The 17958-nt window shown below is 69.5% G+C and carries 14 protein-coding genes; 3 read left to right on the plus strand and 11 right to left on the minus strand.

The annotated features are described in order from the left end of the window. Positions 1–32 precede the first annotated feature (32 nt). Entirely contained in the window at positions 33–704 is a 672-nt protein-coding gene (locus tag ABD732_RS15120) for a GAP family protein (RefSeq protein ID WP_344785202.1), read from the plus strand. Positions 705–719: 15 nt separating this feature from the next. Here the strand turns inward: ABD732_RS15120 and dop are convergent, their stop codons facing one another. The 4 genes from dop to ABD732_RS15140 form a co-directional block, all read right to left on the minus strand. Continuing rightward, positions 720–2228 (minus strand): depupylase/deamidase Dop, encoded by a 1509-nt coding sequence (dop, locus tag ABD732_RS15125; protein ID WP_344785204.1) that lies wholly within the window; start codon positions 2226–2228, stop codon positions 720–722. Between the two features lie 80 nt (positions 2229–2308). After that, the gene (locus ABD732_RS15130) at positions 2309–4924 is read right to left on the minus strand and encodes an ATP-binding cassette domain-containing protein (protein ID WP_344785206.1); all 2616 of its coding nucleotides are present in this window, start codon (positions 4922–4924) and stop codon (positions 2309–2311) included. Positions 4925–4996: 72 nt separating this feature from the next. Beyond that, the gene (gene arc / locus ABD732_RS15135) at positions 4997–6691 is read right to left on the minus strand and encodes a proteasome ATPase (protein WP_344785208.1); all 1695 of its coding nucleotides are present in this window, start codon (positions 6689–6691) and stop codon (positions 4997–4999) included. A gap of 112 nt (positions 6692–6803) precedes the next feature. Beyond that, on the minus strand, positions 6804–7634 hold the full coding sequence (locus ABD732_RS15140; protein ID WP_344785210.1) for a tRNA (adenine-N1)-methyltransferase: 831 nt from the start codon (positions 7632–7634) through the stop codon (positions 6804–6806). Positions 7635–7782: 148 nt separating this feature from the next. On the opposite strand from ABD732_RS15140, the gene ABD732_RS15145 reads away from it, so the two are divergent. Then, a complete protein-coding gene (locus ABD732_RS15145) occupies positions 7783–8706 on the plus strand; it encodes a thioesterase family protein (RefSeq protein ID WP_344785212.1) in 924 nt (307 codons plus the stop codon). A 14-nt stretch (positions 8707–8720) separates the two neighbouring features. On the opposite strand, the gene hisG is transcribed toward ABD732_RS15145, so the two are convergent. The 5 genes from hisG to metH all read right to left on the minus strand — a co-directional run bounded on the left by hisG (position 8721) and on the right by metH (position 15345). Further along, a complete protein-coding gene (gene hisG / locus ABD732_RS15150) occupies positions 8721–9569 on the minus strand; it encodes an ATP phosphoribosyltransferase (RefSeq protein WP_344785214.1) in 849 nt (282 codons plus the stop codon). Positions 9570–9620: 51 nt separating this feature from the next. Next, the gene (locus tag ABD732_RS15155) at positions 9621–9884 is read right to left on the minus strand and encodes a phosphoribosyl-ATP diphosphatase (RefSeq protein WP_344785216.1); all 264 of its coding nucleotides are present in this window, start codon (positions 9882–9884) and stop codon (positions 9621–9623) included. Between the two features lie 77 nt (positions 9885–9961). Further along, positions 9962–10645 (minus strand): HAD family hydrolase, encoded by a 684-nt coding sequence (locus tag ABD732_RS15160; protein WP_344785218.1) that lies wholly within the window; start codon positions 10643–10645, stop codon positions 9962–9964. Between the two features lie 5 nt (positions 10646–10650). Beyond that, entirely contained in the window at positions 10651–11628 is a 978-nt protein-coding gene (locus ABD732_RS15165; RefSeq protein ID WP_344785220.1) for a DMT family transporter, read from the minus strand. A gap of 114 nt (positions 11629–11742) precedes the next feature. Continuing rightward, positions 11743–15345 (minus strand): methionine synthase, encoded by a 3603-nt coding sequence (gene metH, locus ABD732_RS15170; protein WP_344785222.1) that lies wholly within the window; start codon positions 15343–15345, stop codon positions 11743–11745. Between the two features lie 50 nt (positions 15346–15395). On the opposite strand from metH, the gene ABD732_RS15175 reads away from it, so the two are divergent. Continuing rightward, a complete protein-coding gene (locus ABD732_RS15175; protein ID WP_344785224.1) occupies positions 15396–16271 on the plus strand; it encodes a PAC2 family protein in 876 nt (291 codons plus the stop codon). A 19-nt stretch (positions 16272–16290) separates the two neighbouring features. Here the strand turns inward: ABD732_RS15175 and ABD732_RS15180 are convergent, their stop codons facing one another. Both ABD732_RS15180 and mshC read right to left on the minus strand, forming a co-directional pair. Next, positions 16291–16599 (minus strand): hypothetical protein, encoded by a 309-nt coding sequence (locus tag ABD732_RS15180; protein WP_344785226.1) that lies wholly within the window; start codon positions 16597–16599, stop codon positions 16291–16293. A gap of 34 nt (positions 16600–16633) precedes the next feature. Then, a complete protein-coding gene (gene mshC / locus ABD732_RS15185; RefSeq protein WP_344785228.1) occupies positions 16634–17881 on the minus strand; it encodes a cysteine--1-D-myo-inosityl 2-amino-2-deoxy-alpha-D-glucopyranoside ligase in 1248 nt (415 codons plus the stop codon). Between the last annotated feature and the right edge of the window lie 77 nt (positions 17882–17958).

The following is a 17958-nucleotide window of genomic DNA, read 5'->3' on the forward strand; positions in this document are numbered from 1 at the left end:
CATTCCACTCCTCGACGAAACGAGACGGCCCCATGGGCACCGCCATCGGAGACATCCTCCCCCTCGCACTCGGTATCGCGATCAGCCCGATCCCGATCATCGCCGCGATCCTCATGCTCCTGTCCCCGAAAGCCCGGGTCACGAGCGTCGGATTCCTCCTCGGCTGGGTCGTCGGGATCGTCGTCGCCGTCGTCGTGTTCACGTTGCTGTCGTCGGTTCTCCCCGAGAGCGGTTCGGACACGTCCAAGCCCGTCCAGGGCATCGTCAAGCTGATCCTCGGCGCGCTCCTGCTGGTGCTCGCGGCCCGGCAATGGCAGGGGCGTCCCAGCGGCGAGGCCGAGCCCGCCCTCCCGAAGTGGATGCGATCCATCGACACGATGACCTTCCCCACGGCGACGGGACTGGGATTCCTGCTCTCCGCCCTGAACCCGAAGAACCTCATCATGGCGGCCGGGGCCGGCGTCATCATCGGCGCTGCGTCCCTCGACACCGTCTCGGTCACGATCACGATCGTCGTGTTCACCGTGATCGCCGCGTGCACCGTCGCGGTCCCGGTCCTCGCCTACCTGTTCGCCGCGGACAGCCTGCACGGTCCGCTGGACAGACTGCGCAGCTGGCTCGAGCGCGAGAACGCCGTCATCATGGCGGTCCTGCTGCTGGTGATCGGCGTGTCGCTGATCGGTAAGGGCATCGGCAGCTTCTGAGCGGCGCCGGCGAGACTACGACCCGGAGGTGAGCGCCTCCACCAGTTCGGCGGCCGAGCCGGCGGCGTCGAGGACCTCACCGACCATCGCCTTGGTGCCGCGCAACGGCTCGAGTGTGGGGATTCGGACCAGCGATTCGTCGCCGAGGTCGAAGATCACCGAATCCCAGCTGGCCGCGGCCACATCGGCACCGAAGCGGCTGACGCACTGCCCGCGGAAGTAGGCGCGCGTGTCCTCCGGCGGGTGATGGACGGCGCGCTGCACCTGTTCCTCGGTGACCAGCCGGCGCATCGAGCCGCGCGCGACGAGCCGGTTGTAGAGCCCCTTGTCCAGGCGCACATCCGAGTACTGCAGGTCGATCAGGTGGAGGCGGGGAGCCGCCCAGCTGAGGCCTTCGCGCTGGCGGAAGCCCTCCAGCAGACGCAGTTTGGCAGGCCAGTCCAGGATGTCGGCGCATTCCATCGGATCGCGCTCGAGCTTGTCGAGCACGTCGGCCCACGTGGCGATCACGTGCGCGGCGCGCTCGTCGTCGCTGTGGTGCCTGTCGTGGAAGGCGCTCACCCGGGCCAGGTACTCGCGCTGCAGCGCCAGCCCGGTCAGCTCCCGGCCGTCGGTCAGTGCCACGGTCTTGGTGAGCGTCGGATCGTGGCTGATGTCGTGTACGGCGTGCACCGGCCAGGCCAGCGCCAGATCGGACAGATCGACGCCGGCCTCGATCAGGTCCAGCACCAGTGCGGTGGTGCCCACCTTCAGGTAGGTCGCGGTCTCGGCGAGGTTCGCATCGCCGATGATCACGTGCAGCCGACGGTACTTGTCCGGCTCGGCGTGCGGTTCGTCCCGCGTGTTGATGATGCCGCGCTTGAGCGTGGTCTCGAGCCCCACCTCCACCTCGATGTAGTCCGCGCGCTGGCTGAGCTGATAACCCGCCTCCTCCCCGGCCTGGCCGATCCCGACCCGGCCGGAACCGCAGATCACCTGCCGCGACGCGAAGAACGGCATCAGGCCCGCGATGATCGCGTCGAACGACGTCGTGCGCTTCATCAGGTAGTTCTCGTGCGTCCCGTACGACGCGCCCTTGCCGTCGATGTTGTTCTTGTACAACTGCAGCTTCGGGGCCCCCGGCACGCTCGCCACGTAGCGGGCCGCCTCCTCCATCACGCGCTCGCCGGCCTTGTCCCAGATCACCGCGTCGAGCGGATCACGGACCTCGGGGGCCGAGTACTCCGGGTGCGCGTGGTCGACGTACAGGCGGGCGCCGTTGGTGAGGATCATGTTCGCCGCGCCGATCTCGTCGGCGTCGATGATCGGGGCCGGGCCGCGGTGGCGCCCGAGGTCGTAGCCGCGGGCGTCGCGCATGGGTGACTCGACGTCGTAGTCCCAGCGGGTCCGCTGCTCGCGGCGCGGCACCTTGGCCGCGGCCGCATAGGCGAGCACCGCCTGGGTCGAGGTCATGATCGGGTTGGCGGTCCGGTCTCCCGGAGCGGAGATCCCGTACTCCACTTCGGTACCGATGATGCGATCCATGGCTCCAGCCTAGGCCGCACCGCCCGGGCGGCACCGCCGGGGCGCGAGCATGCGGACGGGGCCGGTCGAGCGGCCCGGCGTCAGTGCTTCTTCAGGCGCAGCCGGCTGTAGATGAAGCCCAGCAGCAGCAGACTCATCAGGATCAGCACGCCGTACGCCAGGAGTGCGTGCCCCAGCGACGGCTCCCACAGCGGATAGAGGATCGACCCGCCGGGGTCGTCCTCGGGCGGACGCACCTGCGGCGCCGCCGCGGTGAACGGCAGATTCACCGCCTGCGCGGCGTTCGCGTAGCCCCAGTAGCTGGGGAACAGCCACGACAGTTGCTTGGCGCCGCCTGCGGCGATCGGGAACAGCCCACCGCAGAAGACCAGCTGCACCATCACCACGATCACCAGCGGCGGCATCGTCTGCTCGCCCGACCGCACGCCCGCGGAGATCGCCAGGCCGATCAGGGCGCAGACCACCGCGAGGGCGGCCACGGCCAGAAACAGCGTCAGCGCCGGCGGCAGCAGCGGCGCCTCGCCGCCCGGTGGAGTCACGTCGTCGCTGGTCGGCATGGCGCGCACGGCGTAACACAGGCCGACCATGATGACGGTCTGGATCACCGCGAGCGCACCGAACACCAGCACCTTGGCCGCCAGGTAGGCACTCGGCCGCAGTCCCACCGCGCGTTCGCGCTCGAAGATCGCCCGTTCGGAGACCAGGTCGCGGACGGTCAGCGCCGAGCCCATGAACGCCGCTCCGATCACCAGCACCACCAGGATCTGCAGCGCCTCCGTCGGGTCCTTGGGCATGGTGCCCGGCGGCGCCCCCGGCGGAACGGTCGCCGGTGCGAACCCGCGACTGCCCGGCAGCACCATCGTCAGCAGGCCGAGAACCACCGGCAGTATCGCCAGGAAGGCCAGATATCCGCGGTCGGCGACGATCAGCCGGAGTTGCCGGCGGGCCACCGTGCTGAACTGCCGCGAGGGCGCCGCCTGCGGAAGCATCACCGGTGGACCGGCAGGTGGGGGCGCCGGCGGCGCGGGCAGATGCGGATGCCGCTGCCGGTAGGCGTGCCAGACCTCGTCGGGGTGATTGGTGACTCGGTCGAAGATCTCCGCCCAGTCGTCCGAGCCGAGCTCAGCGGCCTTGCCCTTCGGGTCGCCGCAGTAGGCGGTCTTACCGCCCGGCGCCAGCAGCAGCACCTGATCGCAGGTGTCCAGATGGGCGACCGAGTGCGTCACCACCAGGACCACGCGGCCGGCGTCGGCGAGCGTCCGCAGGGTCTGCATCACCTGGCGGTCCAGCGCCGGATCCAGACCCGAGGTCGGCTCGTCCAGGATCAGCAGCGACGGACCGGTCAGCAGCTCCATCGCCACCGAGGCGCGTTTGCGCTGGCCGCCGGACAGCTTGTCGATCCGCGTCTGGGCGTGCGCGGAGAGCTGGAGTTCGGCCAGCACGCCGTCGATCACCACGTCCCGGTCACCGGTGGACAGGTCCGCCGGCAGCCGCAGTTCGGCGGCGTAGCGCAGGGCTTGGCGCACGGTGAGCTTGCTGTGCAGGACGTCGTCCTGCGGCACCATGCCGATGCGGTTGCGCAGGACCTCGTACTCGTCGTGCACGTCGCGGCCCTCGAACGACACCCGGCCCACCGTGGGGCTGTTGAGCCCGGCGGCGATCCGCGAGACCGTCGACTTGCCCGCGCCGGACGGCCCGATGATCGCGGTGAGACTGCCCGGGCCGGCCTGGAACGAGATGTCGTTGAGCAGAACCTTGCCGCCGTCGACCGTCAGGCCGATGCCTTCGATCTGCAGACCGCCGCTGACCGCCGACCGGGGCCGCCCGCGGATCAGGTTGCCGCCGGCGACCACGAAGTCGCTGTTGCCGATGGTGACGACGTCGTGCTCGGCGAGCTGCTGCCGGTGGATCCGGTGACCGTTGACGAAGGTGCCGTTGACACTGCCGAGATCCTCGATTAGCAGGGCCGGGCCGCCCGCCGTGAGGCGGGCGTGCCGCCGCGATGCCAGAACGTCGCTGACCACGATGTCGTTGTCCGGGGTGCGGCCGATGCTCTTGACTCCGGTCACCGAGATCGTCTCGCGGCCGCCGCTCAGCTCACCCGGGATCTGGAAGACGGCCGAGGCGTTCTGGTGCAGCGCCGCGAGGTGCGGCGCATCCGGCAGACTTCCGAAGGCGGCCGCGCTCGGCACCGGACCTCCGGCGGGCGGGCCGGGACGCTGCGGTGGGCGCTGGGCCGACAGCGGGCTCGACACCGGTGGCGGAACAGGCTGCCCACGGAGGGGACGCGACGGCGGCTGAGCGCCGAGCGGCTGCGACCGGGGCGGCCCGGGCTGGGGCGACTGGGATCGCAGTGGTTGTGACTGGGGCGGCCGGGACTGGGGCGGCTGCTGCGGGGTGAGTTCGAGCACCGGTCCGGTCTGCGCGTCGCCGAGCCGGAGTAGCGTACGGCCGCGCACCGGCACCTGCTGCACGCGGACGCCGCCGGCGAAGAAGCCGTTGGTGGACCCCCGGTCCTGCACCATCCAGCCGGCAGTGGTCCATTCCAGGGTGAGATGGGTGCGCGAGATCAACGGATGATTCAGCGTCACCGCATTGTCCGGGGTGCGGCCCAGCGTCGCCGGGGACACCGTGACAACTTGGACCGGCCCGGAATCGATACGCAGATGCAGAGGCGTCGGTTCAGGTCGATTCATCACCGGTCACTCTAGCGGGCGGCGCCGTCCACGACGCCCTGACGCTACCGTCACCGATGGCCGGGGGGCGTCCTACAAGTACTGGCCGGTGTTGGAGTCGGTGTCGATCGCGCGAGCGGCACCGCTGTTCTTGCCGGTCACCAGGGTGCGGATGTAGACGATCCGCTCCCCCTTCTTGCCGGAGATCCGGGCCCAATCGTCCGGGTTGGTGGTGTTCGGCAGGTCCTCGTTCTCGGAGAACTCGTCGAGGATCGACTCCAGGAAGTGGCCGATCCGCAGACCGCCGCGACCGGTCTCCAACTGCTCCTTGATGGCGAACTTCTTCGCCCGGTCCACCACGTTCTGAATCATCGCGCCGGAGTTGAAGTCCTTGAAGTACATGACCTCTTTGTCGCCGTTGGCGTACGTCACCTCGAGGAACCGGTTGTCGTCGCTCTCGTCGTACATGCGCTCGACGATGCGCTCGATCATGCCGGTGACGCAGGCCTGCGCATCGCCGCCGAACTCGGCGAGGTCGTCGGGGTGCAGCGGCAGTTCGGTGGTCAGGTACTTGGAGAAGATGTCGATGGCCGACTCGGCGTCGGGCCGCTCGATCTTGATCTTCACGTCCAGGCGGCCGGGCCGCAGGATCGCGGGGTCGATCATGTCCTCGCGGTTGGAGGCGCCGATGACGATCACGTTCTCCAGGCCCTCGACGCCGTCGATCTCACTGAGCAGCTGCGGAACCACGGTGGTCTCCACATCCGAGGAGACACCCGAGCCGCGGGTACGGAAGATCGAGTCCATCTCGTCGAAGAAGACGATCACCGGGGTGCCCTCGGAGGCCTTCTCGCGGGCCCGCTGGAAGATCAGCCGGATGTGCCGTTCGGTCTCGCCGACGAACTTGTTCAGCAGCTCGGGGCCCTTGATGTTGAGGAAGTAGCTCTTCGCCTCGCGGGCGTCCTCGCCGCGGGACTCGGCGATCTTGCGCGCCAGCGAGTTGGCCACCGCTTTGGCGATGAGCGTCTTACCGCAGCCGGGCGGCCCGTACAGGAGCACCCCCTTGGGCGGACGCAGCTCGTAGTCGCGGAACAGGTCCGCGTGCAGGAAGGGCAGCTCGACGGCGTCGCGGATCTGCTCGATCTGCCGACGCAGGCCGCCGATGTCCTCGTAGTCGACGTCGGGCACCTCTTCGAGCACCAGGTCTTCGACCTCGGCCTTGGGAATGCGCTCGAGCGCGAAACCCGCCTTGGCGTCGATCAGGAGCGAATCGCCGGGCCGCAGCCGGCGGGTGGCCTCGCCACCGTCCTCGGCGTGGATCAGCGGCGTGGCCAGGTTCACCACGCGCTCCTCGTCGGCATGCCCGACCACCAGGGCCCGGCTGCCGTCTCCGAGCAGCTCGCGCAGGGTGCTGATCTCGCCGACCAGGTCGTAGCCGACGGCTTCGACGACGGTCAGCGCCTCGTTCAGGCGCAGCCCCTGGCCGCGCTGCAGCTCCTCCGTGTCGACGTTCGGCGACACCGTCAGGCGCATCTTGCGCCCCGAGGTGAACACGTCGACGGTCTCGGCATCGCAGATGTCGATCAGGACGCCGAAGCCGCTCGGCGGCTGGCCCAGGCGGTCCACCTCTTCGCGCAGTGCCAGCAGCTGCTGGCGCGCTTCTTTGAGGGTGCCGAGAAGCTTCTCGTTGCGCTTGGTGAGTTGCTCGACGCGCTCGGTCAACTCCGGCGGCGTGGCACCGGGCGCGGTGCCACCCGGACGGCTGGTCGGGCGGTCGGACGAAGTCATGCGCAACTGCTCCTCACTGGGCGGGACCGCGAACTGCTCTCGGCGCCCGCCTGTATCCGGGGTCGCGAGCAAGCTCCCGCTCCCCCATGATAGATAGTTCTGCTTCTTCAGCTTATCCGCGTGTCGGCCGGCGCTGCACCCGAAGGGTTTGTGTGCCGTCGGCCAGACGCCGTGCCGTGATGAGGAAGGCGGTGTGCCCCTGCATGCGATGTTCGGGGCGCACGGCCAGTCCGACGGCGCTCCAGTCCCGGACCATCGACTCCCAGGCGCGCGGTTCGGTCCAGCACTGCTGCTCGCGCAGCGCCTCCACCACGCGCGAGAGCTGCGTGACCGTGGCGACGTAGACGATCAGCACCCCGCCCGGCCGCAGGGTGGCCTTGACGGTGTCCAGGCAGTCCCACGGCGCCACCATGTCGAGGATGATCCGGTCGGCCTGCTCGGCCGGGTCGTGCTCGGCCAGGTCGGCGATCCGCAACTCCCAGTTGTCCGGGCGCCCGCCCAGGAAGGTCTCCACATTGCGGACCGCGTGCTCGGCGTGGTCCGCGCGGATCTCGTACGACAGCACCGACCCCTGCTCGCCCACCGCACGAAGCAGCGACAGCGTCAATGCGCCGGAACCGGCGCCGGCTTCCAGGACGCGCGCACCGGGGAAGATGTCGCCCTCGGTGACGATCTGCGCCGAATCCTTGGGGTAGATCACCTGCGCGCCGCGCGGCATCGAGACCACGTAGTCGGTCAGCAGCGGGCGCAGCGCCAGGTACTCGGTGCCGCTGGTGGCCGCGACCACCGACCCCTCGTCCGAGCCGATCAGATCGTCGTGCGCGATGGCGCCGCGGTGGGTGTGGAACTGCTTACCCGGATCCAGCACGACGGTGAACTTCCGTCCTTTGCCGTCGGTGAGCTGTACGCGATCGCCTACAGCGAAGGGCCCGGTAGTCGCCATCTGGGTGTGCTTCCTCTTTCGTTCGGCGGCCGCGCGCTCGGCGGGCCTCAAGACTCCTCAGCTTGTCACATGCGGTCCCGGCCACCGTGTGGGCGTCGGCCGCCGGACCCCCTAAGCGATCGCTCACCGGCTGTCATAGAGTGCGGTCATGGCAGCACACTCGACCCCCGGCGAGGCCGGCACCGACGCACCGCAGTTCCCGGCCTACTACGAGGCCGTCCCCGTTCCCGCGGGCGCCGACGGCGACTACCGGTACTTTCAGCCGACCGGCGCGACGGTCAGCGTCTGGTCCCCCGACATCCAGCACGGCGGCCCCCCGACCGGTCTTCTCGTCCAGGCGATGGAGGAGGCCGTCGACCCGCGACCGGTCGACGAGCGGCACGAGAACCCCGACGCTCCGGACTCGCTGGCGTTCACCCGCGTGACGATGGAGATCCTCGGTGCGGTCGGCCTCGGCGTGAATCGCGTGCGCACCTGGGTGCCGCGGCCCGGCCGGCAGATCAGTCAGGTGGCCGCCGAGCTCGACGCCCAGCAGCCCGACGGCAGTTTTCGCACCGTCGGGCGGGCGACGGCCTGGCGTCTGCGCACCGGGGACACCTCGGCGGTCGCGGAGCTGCCGCATCCGCCGCTGCCCACCGGGCCCGGTGAAGGACCCCGCACCATCGGTTTCGCCGAGGTGGACGGCGTCTCGGTGCCGTGGGGGCGCGTCGGCTTCATCGGGACGGTGGAGGTGGCCTTCACACAGGGCCGCAACGGTCCCGCCTCGGCCGTCTGGCTGCGGCCGCTGCTGCCGCTGATCGCCGGGTCACCGACCAGTGAACTGGCCTCGGCGTTCACGGTCATCGACGTCGCCAACGGTGTCGGCACCCGCCTGGATCCCGCCGAGTGGTCGTGGATGAACACCGACACCACCGTGCACCTGACCGGTCGCCCGCGCGGCGAGTGGATCGGGCTCGATGCGGCGCTGGCCGCCGGCCGCGAAGGCTTCGGTGCGAGCTTCGCCGACCTGTACGACACCGGGGGCTTCTTCGGCCGGTCCGCGCAGACGGTGCTGCTGAGCAAGCAGCCCTGACCGCGGCCTGCTCGTCAGAAGCGGCAGGAGCGGATGTCGGAGGCCAGGATGGCGCGGGCACCGAGCTCGGAGAGCTCGTCCATCAGCTGCTGGTGAGTCTTGCGCGGCACCATGGCGCGCACCGCCAGCCAGTCCGGATCGGCCATCGGCGAGATGGTCGGCGACTCGAGTCCCGGGGTGATCTGCACGGCGCCGTCGAGGAGTTCCTTCGGGCAGTCGTAGTCGATCATCACGTACTGCTGGCCGAAGACGACGCCCTGCACGCGGGCGGCGAACCGCTGGGCCGCCTTGGACGGTTCGGCGACCGCGGCGGTACGGATCAGCACGGCCTCGGAGTCGCACAGCGACTCGCCGAAGGCCTGCAGGTCGTGCAGGCGCAGCGTCCGCCCCGAGCCGACGACGTCGGCGATGGCGTCCGCGACGCCGAGCTGGATGGAGATCTCGACCGCGCCGTCGAGCCGGATGATCTCGGCCTCGATGCCGCGCGCGCCCAAATCGCGGCGGACCAGGTTCGGATACGAGGTGGCGATCCGCTTGCCTGCGAGATCGTCGACGGTCCACTCCCGCCCCTTCGGGGCGGCATAGCGGAACGTCGATGACCCGAATCCCAGAACCACTTCTTCGTGCACTTCGACGCCGGAGTCGGCGGCCAGGTCCCGGCCGGTGATCCCCAGATCGAGCTGGCCTGCGGCGACGTAGATCGCGACGTCGCGGGGCCGCAGGAAGTAGAACTCGACGTCGTTCGCGACGTCGATGACGGTGAGGTCCTTGGGGTCCGAACGCTTGCGGTAGCCGGCCTCGGACAGGATGTCGACGGCGGCTTCGGACAGGGCGCCCTTGTTGGGCACGGCGACGCGCAGCATGGCGAGGCTCTCTTCAGTCGTTGTGGTGGTCTGGGGGCTACTCGGGCCGGCTCACAGGTACTTGTAGACGTCTTCGGGCTGGAGGCCGCGCTTGATCATCATCACCTGGAGCCAGTAGATGAGCTGGCTCATCTCCTCGGCGAGGGAGTCGTCGGACTCGTGCTCGGCGGCCAGCCACACCTCGCCGGCCTCCTCGATGATCTTCTTGCCGAGGGTATGCACGCCCTTGTCGAGGGCGGCGACGGTACCGCTGCCTTCCGGGCGGGTCGCTGCCTTATCGGTCAGCTCGGCGAAAAGGTCGTCGAAGGTCTTCACGGTTACCCATTTTCGCACGCCCCGCTCCGGCCGCGCTCCCCGAGGTCACCACATCCGGCCGCGTCGGGTGAAACGGGTCAGCGACCGCCCGCCGCGGCGTAGAGGCCGGCGAGCTCGTCGAGCGTCAGTCCGGCGAGGGTGTCGCGGAAGACGCGCTTGCCGGCCGGCCGGACCGCTATCTGCGACGGCACGACCAGATTCGGGACGCCGGCGGCGTGGGCGGCCGCTGCGCCGGTCGGCGAATCCTCGATCGCCAGGCAGTCGTTCGGGTGGGCGCCGGCGATCTCGGCGGCGCGCAGGTAGATGTCGGGGGCCGGTTTGCCCACGGCCACCTCGTCCCCGCAGACCGTCGCCACGAAGCGGCCCGAGTCGATGGTGGTGATGGCGATGTCGGCGATGTCGCGCTGGGTGTTGGTGACCAGCAGCATCGGAATCTCCGCGGCCGCGATCAGGTCGAGCAGTTCCCGCGCTCCGGGGCGCCACGGCAGTTCCCGCGCGAACAGCCCGATCACGTGCTCCACCATTGTGGCCTCTTCGGCCTCGAAGTCCCGGCCCGACTCGGGGACGCGAGCGGCGTCGAAGACCTTGGTGAGGGCGTCGACGGCGTTGTTGCCGAGCGTCGCCAAGCGCAGTTCCTCGGTCATCTCGATGCCGTGCCGGCGGGCCAGCGCCTCCATCGCGATGTCCCAGATCGGCTCGGTGTCCAGAATGGTCCCGTCCATGTCCCACAGGACGGCGGCGGGCAGGAGCGGGCCGCTCATCGCGGTCACGACGCCGGCGAGGTGTCGTCGCTGACTGGACGCCGGTACACGGCGGCACCGTCGGTCGGCAGTCGACCACCGGCGGTCTGCGGGTCCTCCGGCTGCCCGGCGGGGGTCTTCTGGTCGTCGTCGGTGTCGTCGGGGGCACCCAGGCGTCCGAGCGCGAAGGTCGCGACCCACATGACGCCGAGCGCCACGATGACGGCGACGTCCCCGGCCTTGTCGACCCGCAGATGCTCGTGGTAGATCGTCAGGCCCAGGGCCATCGCGATCACCGGCTTGAGCACCGTCACCGTCGGGAGACTGGTCTGCACGTCACCGGCCTGGTAGCTCGACTGCTGCCAGAGTGTGCCGAGCGTCGCGGTCACCGCCATCGCCCAGAACTCCCAGCTGGTGAGTCCGTTGAGGAAGCTGTGGCCGAAGGCATCCATGCCAGTCTTGGTGAACGGCGCCGCGTAGCCGAGCAGCATGCCGGCCGCCACGGCCAGCACCAGTGACCGGGTGGTGCCGTGCGGCAGCCGGGAACCGCCCACCACGCAGATCGCCACCACCACGACCAGGAAGATCAGCGGGATGATCCACGACTTCAGGGACGGATTGGTGATGCCCGCGGACGGTTCGCCGAGCACCAGGAAGATGATCAGCGAGACGACCAGCACGGCCGCCCAGAACCACTCCTTGCCCTTGAGCCGGCGCCGCTGCGCCCACGCCGCCAGCGGCAGCGCGAACAGCAACGAGGTCACCAGCAGCGGCTGCACCAGCAGCAGGCTGCCGATCGCGAGAGCACCGGCCTGGAAGGCGAAGCCGGCGATGTCGGCGGTGATGCCGGCGACCCACACCTTGCGGCGCATCAGCTTCGCGAAGAAGCCGAGCCCGATGGCGCCGTCGTCCCCGATGCCCTCGGTGCCCTTCTGCTGCAGCACGGCGGCGACGGCGAACAACGCCGACGCGATCAGCGCGAGCACGATGGCCAGTACGGTCACGGTTCCTCTTTCACTACCTCGACCGGCAGCCGGTGCGGTCGTCGTCCAGCAGGTTACGCATTCGACAGCCATCGTCGCGCATCCGGTCCGCCCTGGTCGGCGAACGGGGCAGGATCACGTGTTGAAATACTTCGCTTCCGGATGGTGCAGCACGAAGGCGTCGGTGGACTGCTCCGGATGCAGCTGCAGTTCCTCGGACAGGATGACGCCGATCCGCTCCGGCTCGAGCAGGTCCATCATCTTGGCGCGGTCCTCCAGATCCGGGCAGGCCCCGTAGCCGAAGGAGTAGCGCGCGCCCCGGTACTCCAGATCGAAGAATCCCTGCGCGGCATCGGGATCGTCGTCGGCCGCACTGCCCCCGGCGAACTTGAGTTCGCTGCGGACCCGCTGGTGCCAGTACTCGGCCAGTGCCTCGGTCAGCTGCACGCCGATGCCGTGCACCTCGAGATAGTCGCGGTAGCTGTTGGCCGCGAAGAGCTCGTTGGCGAAGTCGGCGATCGGGTTGCCCATGGTGACCAGCTGGAACGGCAGCACGTCGACGGCGCCCGCCGCCAGCGCCTGCTCCCGGGACATCAGGAAGTCGGCGATGCACAGGAATCGCGACCGCTGCTGGCGCGGGAAGGTGAAGCTGTAGCGGACGGGCGCGTCGGGGCGCGGCTCGGTGAGCACGTGCACCACGTCGCCCTCGCTGACGGCCGGGAAGTAGCCGTACACCACTGCGGCGTGCTGCAGGATCCCCTCGGTCGACAGGCGGTCGAGCCAGTGGCGCAGCCGGGGGCGCCCCTCGGTCTCCACCAGCTCCTCGTAGTCCGGTCCGCCGTCGCCGCGCGTACCGCGCAGGCCCCACTGCCCCAGGAACAGGGCCCGCTCGTCGAGCATCGACGAGTAGTCGGCGATCGGGATGCCCTTGACGATGCGGCTCCCCCAGAACGGCGGCGTCGGAATCTCGTTGTCGGCCGCCACATCCGAGCGGGCCGGGACGTCCACCGGCACCTCGGCGGCCTTTCGCTTCTCGGCGATCCGCTGGGAGCGTTCCCGGCGAGCCTTGCGTTCGGCGACCTTGGCGGCGGCGGCCTTGGCCTCCTCGCTGTCCGGATCGGGGCCGTGCCCCCGCTTGATCGCCATGAGCTCGTCCATCAGGCTCAGGCCCTCGAAGGCGTCCCGGGCGTAGCGGACGTCGCCCTCGTAGATGTCGGCGAGATCACCCTCCACGTAGGTGCGGGTGAGTGCGGCGCCGCCCAGCAGCACCGGGAACTCGCTCACCCCGCGCGAGTTCATCTCCTCGAGGTTCTCCTTCATCACCACCGTCGACTTCACCAGGAGCCCGGACATGCCGATCACGTCGGCCCGGTGCTCCTCGGCCACCGACAGGATGGTGGCGATGGGCTGCTTGATGCCGATGTTGACCACGTCGTAGCCGTTGTTCGACAGGATGATGTCGACCAGGTTCTTACCGATGTCGTGGACGTCGCCCTTGACGGTGGCCAGCACGATCCGGCCCTTGCCGTCCTCGTCGGTGGCCTCCATGAACTGCTCCAGGTGCGCCACCGAGGCCTTCATCACCTCCGCGGACTGCAGGACGAACGGCAGCTGCATCTGACCCGATCCGAACAGTTCGCCGACGGTCTTCATGCCGGCCAGCAGGTGTTCGTTGATGATCTCCAGCGGCGGGATCTGGGCGCGCGCCTCGTCGAGGTCCTCCACCAGACCGTTGCGCTCACCGTCGACGATGCGGGCCTGCAGCCGCTCGAACAGCGGCATGGCCGCCAGTTCGGCGGCGCGGGACTCGCGCGCCGAGGCCGCCGAGACGCCCTCGAACAGCTCCATCAGCCGCTGCAGCGGGTCGTAGGCGGGTTCGTCGGCGGTCTCCGGGCGCCGGCGGTCGTACACCAGGTCCAGCGCCACCTCGCGGTGCTCGTCCGGGATCCGCGCCATCGGCAGGATCTTGGAGGCGTGCACGATCGCCGTGTCCAGACCGGCCTGCACGCACTCGTGCAGGAACACCGAGTTCAGCACCTGTCGCGCGGCCGGGTTCAGGCCGAACGAGATGTTCGAGATGCCCAGGGTGAAGTGAACCTCCGGGTACTTCTCGTGCAGCCGGCGGATCGCTTCGATGGTCTCGATGCCGTCGCGGCGAACCTCCTCCTGACCGGTGGAGATCGGGAAGGTGAGGGCATCGATGATGATGTCCTCCTGTTCGAGGCCCCAGTTGTCGATCAAGTCGGTGATCAGGCGCTCGGCGATGGCCACCTTGTGGTCGGCGGTGCGGGCCTGGCCCTCCTCGTCGATGGTCAGGGCCACCACCGCCGCCCCGTGCTCGGCGACGTGCTCCATGATCCGCGTGAACCGCGAATCCGGGCCGTCGCCGTCCTCGTAGTTCACCGAGTTCACCGCCGACCGGCCGCCGAGATGCTCCAGTCCGGCCCGGATCACGTCCGGCTCGGTGGAGTCGATCATGATCGGCAGGGTCGAGGCGGTGGCCAGCCGGGCGGCCAGCGCGGTCATGTCCGCGGCACCGTCCCGGCCGACGTAGTCGACGTTGAGATCGAGCATGTGGGCGCCGTCGCGCGTCTGCTCCTTCGCGATCTCCAGGCACTTCTGGTAGTCCTCAGCGATCATCGCCTCGCGGAAGGCCTTGGAGCCGTTGGAGTTGGTGCGCTCGGCGACCACCAGGAAGCTGGCGTCCTGATCGAAGGGCACCGCCGAATACAGCGACGACGTCTCCGACTCGTGTTCCGGATGGCGCGGTGCCGGGGTCACCTGGGCCACCGCGTCGGCCACACGCCGGATGTGCTCGGGGGTGGACCCGCAACAGCCGCCGACGAACTGCAGTCCGAACTCGCTGACGAATCCGGCCAGCGCGGTCGCCAGCTCGTCGGCGGTCAGCGGATACTCGGCGCCGTTCGGACCCAGCACGGGCAGCCCGGCGTTCGGCATCACCGAGACCGGCACCCGCGAGTGCTTGGACAGGTACCGCAGGTGTTCGCTCATCTCCGAAGGACCGGTCGCACAGTTCAGGCCGATGACATCCACGCCGAGCGGTTCGATCGCGGCCAGCGCGGCCCCGATCTCCGAACCGACCAACATGGTGCCGGTGGTCTCCACCGTCACGTGGGTGACGATCGGCAGGTGCCGGCCGACCTGCTTCATCGCTCGGCGGGCGGCGATCACCGCCGCCTTGAGCTGCAGCAGGTCCTGGCAGGTCTCGATCAGGATGACGTCCGCGCCGCCCTCGAGCATGCCGATGACGCACTCCACGTAGGCGTCCCGGATCACGTCGAAGGTGGTGTGCCCGAGGCTGGGCAGCTTGGTGCCCGGCCCGATCGACCCCAGAACGAAGCGGTCGGTGCCGTCGGCGGACGGACCCATCTCGTCGGCGACGCCCCGCGCGATCGAGGTGCCCTTGAACGACAGTTCCCGGATGCGGTCGGCGATGTCGTAGTCGCCGAGGTTGGACATGTTGCAGCCGAAGGTGTTGGTCTCCACGGCGTCGGCCCCGGCTTCGAAGTAGCGCCGGTGGATGTCGGCCAGGACGTCGGGCCGCGTCTCGTTGAGGATCTCGTTGCAGCCCTCCAGACCCAGGAAGTCTCCGTCCACGGTCAGATCGGCGGCCTGCAGCATGGTTCCCATCGCGCCGTCGCCGATCAGCACCCGTCGCGACATGGCCTGCATGAAGGTCGTGTCGTAACGGTCGGTGTCGGGACGAATGATCGGCATGGCACCCAGGGTAGTTCCCCCAGTTTGGCGGACGTCCGTAGGCTGTACTTGTGAGTCAACCGAGCCCCGATTCCCTGCCGAAGCTGCGCCGACCGGTGCTGCTGGCGGCCTTCGGCGGCTGGAACGATGCCGCTGACGCCGCGTCGGCCGCCGTGGAGCATCTGTCGCTGACCTGGGAGGCGACCCAGGTCTACGACATCGACCCGGACGATTACTACGACTACCAATCGTCCCGGCCGATGGTGCACATGAACGGCGGGGTGACCCGGCGCCTGGAGTGGCCGTCCACCGGTATCTCGTACTGCCGGGTGCCCAAGGCCGACCGCGACCTGATTCTGGTGCTGGGGCACGAGCCGAACCTGCGCTGGCGCACCTTCTGCCAGGAGATCGTCGACGTGGCTCTGGCGCTGGACGTCGAGATCGTGGTGACCCTGGGTTCCCTGCTCGCCGACATCCCGCACACGCGGCCGGTCCCGATCAGCGGCTCGGCCCACACCGCCGACGCCGCCAAGCGGTACGGCCTCGAGCAGTCGAAGTACGAGGGCCCGACCGGTATCACCGGGGTGCTGCAGGACGCGTTCATCCAGGCGGGAGTGCCCGCGGTGGCCCTGTGGGCGTCGGTGCCGCACTACATCGGACATCCGCCCAATCCGAAGGCCACCCTGGCCCTGCTCGACCGTCTCGGATCGTTGCTCGACCTGACCGTTCCGGTCGGCGTACTGCCCGACCAGGCACGACAGTGGGAGGAGGCCATCACCGAGATGACCTCCGAAGACGAGGACATGGCCGGGTACGTGCGCGAACTGGAAGACCGTGAGGACGCCGACGCCGAGCCGTCCGACGAGCTGACCGAAGTCGACGGCGACACCCTGGCCGCCGAGTTCGAGCGTTACCTCCGCCGCCGCGGCGGGGCCACCGACGCCTGACGCCTGCCGGTCGAGAGGGTCAGTCGATTCGTTCGATGGCGACCACCGGGGTGGTGATCCGCCAGGTGCGGACGTCGGGGTCGTCGACGGCGCTCACCCAGAACTGGGCGGGTTCGCCGACCCGGCAGGTGCGCACGTCGAGCAGCGGAATGTCCTCGGAGTCCCGTCGCAGCTCGCTGACCTCCCAGGTGACGTCCTCGTTCCGGCCGACGCCCGGCGCGCGCAGCAGCGTCTTCTCCGCCAGATCGATCAGATAGGTGGAGGTCTGCGTCACCACCGTGAACACTCCTGCGCCGGCCGCCGCCGGAATCTCGGTCACCTGAACCACGCCAGCAGCCTAACCGACGCGCCCGAGCCCGGGGTCAGCCGTCCCGCAGGTCGACGCCCAGCAGCGCGTCGACCACATCGGCGAGCTGCCCCGGCGCCTCGGTGGACGAGCCGATGCCCAGCACCGTGTCCGAGGCCCAGCCGTCGATCGCGGCGAGCGCCTTCGGGGTGTCGAGGTCGTTGGCCAGGTGGGCGCGCACCCGCTCGATGATCTCGGTGGCGTCCGGACCGGACTCGCACTGCACCGCCCGCTGCCAGCTGGCCAGCCGGTTCTGCGCCTGACTGAGTGCGGCGTCGGTCCACATCCGGTCCTGCCGGTAGTGGCCGTCGAGCAGCCCCAGCCGGATGATCCGCGGATCGACACCGGACTCGCGCAGCTTCGACACCAGCACCAGATTGCCCAGGCTCTTGGACATCTTCTCGCCGTCCAGACCGATCATGCCGGTGTGCACGTAATTCCGGGCGAAGCGGCGCTGAGAGGCCAGGGCCTCGCCGTGCGCGGCCGAGTACTCGTGATGCGGAAAGATCAGGTCGCTGCCGCCGCCCTGGATGTCGAAGCCCTCGCCGAGACGGTTCAGGGCGATCACCGCGCACTCGATGTGCCAGCCGGGACGGCCTGCGCCGAACGGCGCCTCCCACGACGGCTCCCCCGGCCGCGCCGCGCGCCACACCAGGGCGTCGAGCGGATCCCGCTTGCCGGGCCGGTCGGGGTCCCCGCCGCGCTCGGCGAACAGGGCGTCCATGGTGGCGCGGTCGTAATTGGATTCGTAACCGAAGACCGGGGTCGCGTCGGCGCGGAAGTAGACGTCCGGATACTCGTCGTCGTCGACGACGTAGGCGGCGCCGGACTCCAGGAGCCTGCCGACCGCGTCGATCACCTCGTCGACCGATTCGATCGCGCCGATGTAGTCGCGCGGCGGCAGCACCCGCAGCGCCGCCATGTCTTCGCGAAACAGGTCGATCTCGCGGGTACCGAGGTCGCGCCAGTCGACGCCGTCGCGCTCGGCCCGCTCGAACAGTGGATCGTCGACGTCGGTGATGTTCTGCACGTAGTGGACGTCGTGGCCCTGGTCGCGGAGCACCCGGTTGATCGTGTCGAAGGTGAGGTAGGTGGCGGCGTGCCCCAGGTGGGTGGCGTCATACGGGGTGATGCCGCAGACGTACATGGTGGCCACGGGCCCCGGAGCCACCGGCTTCACCTGCTCATCGGAGGTGTCGTACAGGCGCAGCGCCGGACCGGTGCCGGGCAGCTCGGGGACGGTGGTCGACGGCCAGGAGTGCATGACGACAACTCTAGTGGGGGAGGTTGCGGTCCAAGATCCGCCCTGCTGGCCGCCGCGACGGCCGCGCGTCGGCCGAG

The organism is Gordonia caeni (assembly GCF_039537105.1).
GTDB lineage: Bacteria > Actinomycetota > Actinomycetes > Mycobacteriales > Mycobacteriaceae > Gordonia > Gordonia caeni.

What these genes read in the sequence shown, in the direction of transcription:
- arc (WP_344785208.1), bottom strand. Translation starts at nt 6,691, where the DNA reads ATGACTTCGTCCGACCGCCCGACCAGCCGTCCGGGTGGCACCGCGCCC.
- ABD732_RS15140 (WP_344785210.1), bottom strand. Translation starts at nt 7,634, where the DNA reads ATGGCGACTACCGGGCCCTTCGCTGTAGGCGATCGCGTACAGCTCACC.
- mshC (WP_344785228.1), bottom strand. Translation starts at nt 17,881, where the DNA reads ATGCACTCCTGGCCGTCGACCACCGTCCCCGAGCTGCCCGGCACCGGT.
- dop (WP_344785204.1), bottom strand. Translation starts at nt 2,228, where the DNA reads ATGGATCGCATCATCGGTACCGAAGTGGAGTACGGGATCTCCGCTCCG.
- ABD732_RS15160 (WP_344785218.1), bottom strand. Translation starts at nt 10,645, where the DNA reads ATGAGCGGCCCGCTCCTGCCCGCCGCCGTCCTGTGGGACATGGACGGG.
- ABD732_RS15130 (WP_344785206.1), bottom strand. Translation starts at nt 4,924, where the DNA reads ATGAATCGACCTGAACCGACGCCTCTGCATCTGCGTATCGATTCCGGG.
- metH (WP_344785222.1), bottom strand. Translation starts at nt 15,345, where the DNA reads ATGCCGATCATTCGTCCCGACACCGACCGTTACGACACGACCTTCATG.
- ABD732_RS15120 (WP_344785202.1), top strand. Translation starts at nt 33, where the DNA reads ATGGGCACCGCCATCGGAGACATCCTCCCCCTCGCACTCGGTATCGCG.
- ABD732_RS15145 (WP_344785212.1), top strand. Translation starts at nt 7,783, where the DNA reads ATGGCAGCACACTCGACCCCCGGCGAGGCCGGCACCGACGCACCGCAG.
- hisG (WP_344785214.1), bottom strand. Translation starts at nt 9,569, where the DNA reads ATGCTGCGCGTCGCCGTGCCCAACAAGGGCGCCCTGTCCGAAGCCGCC.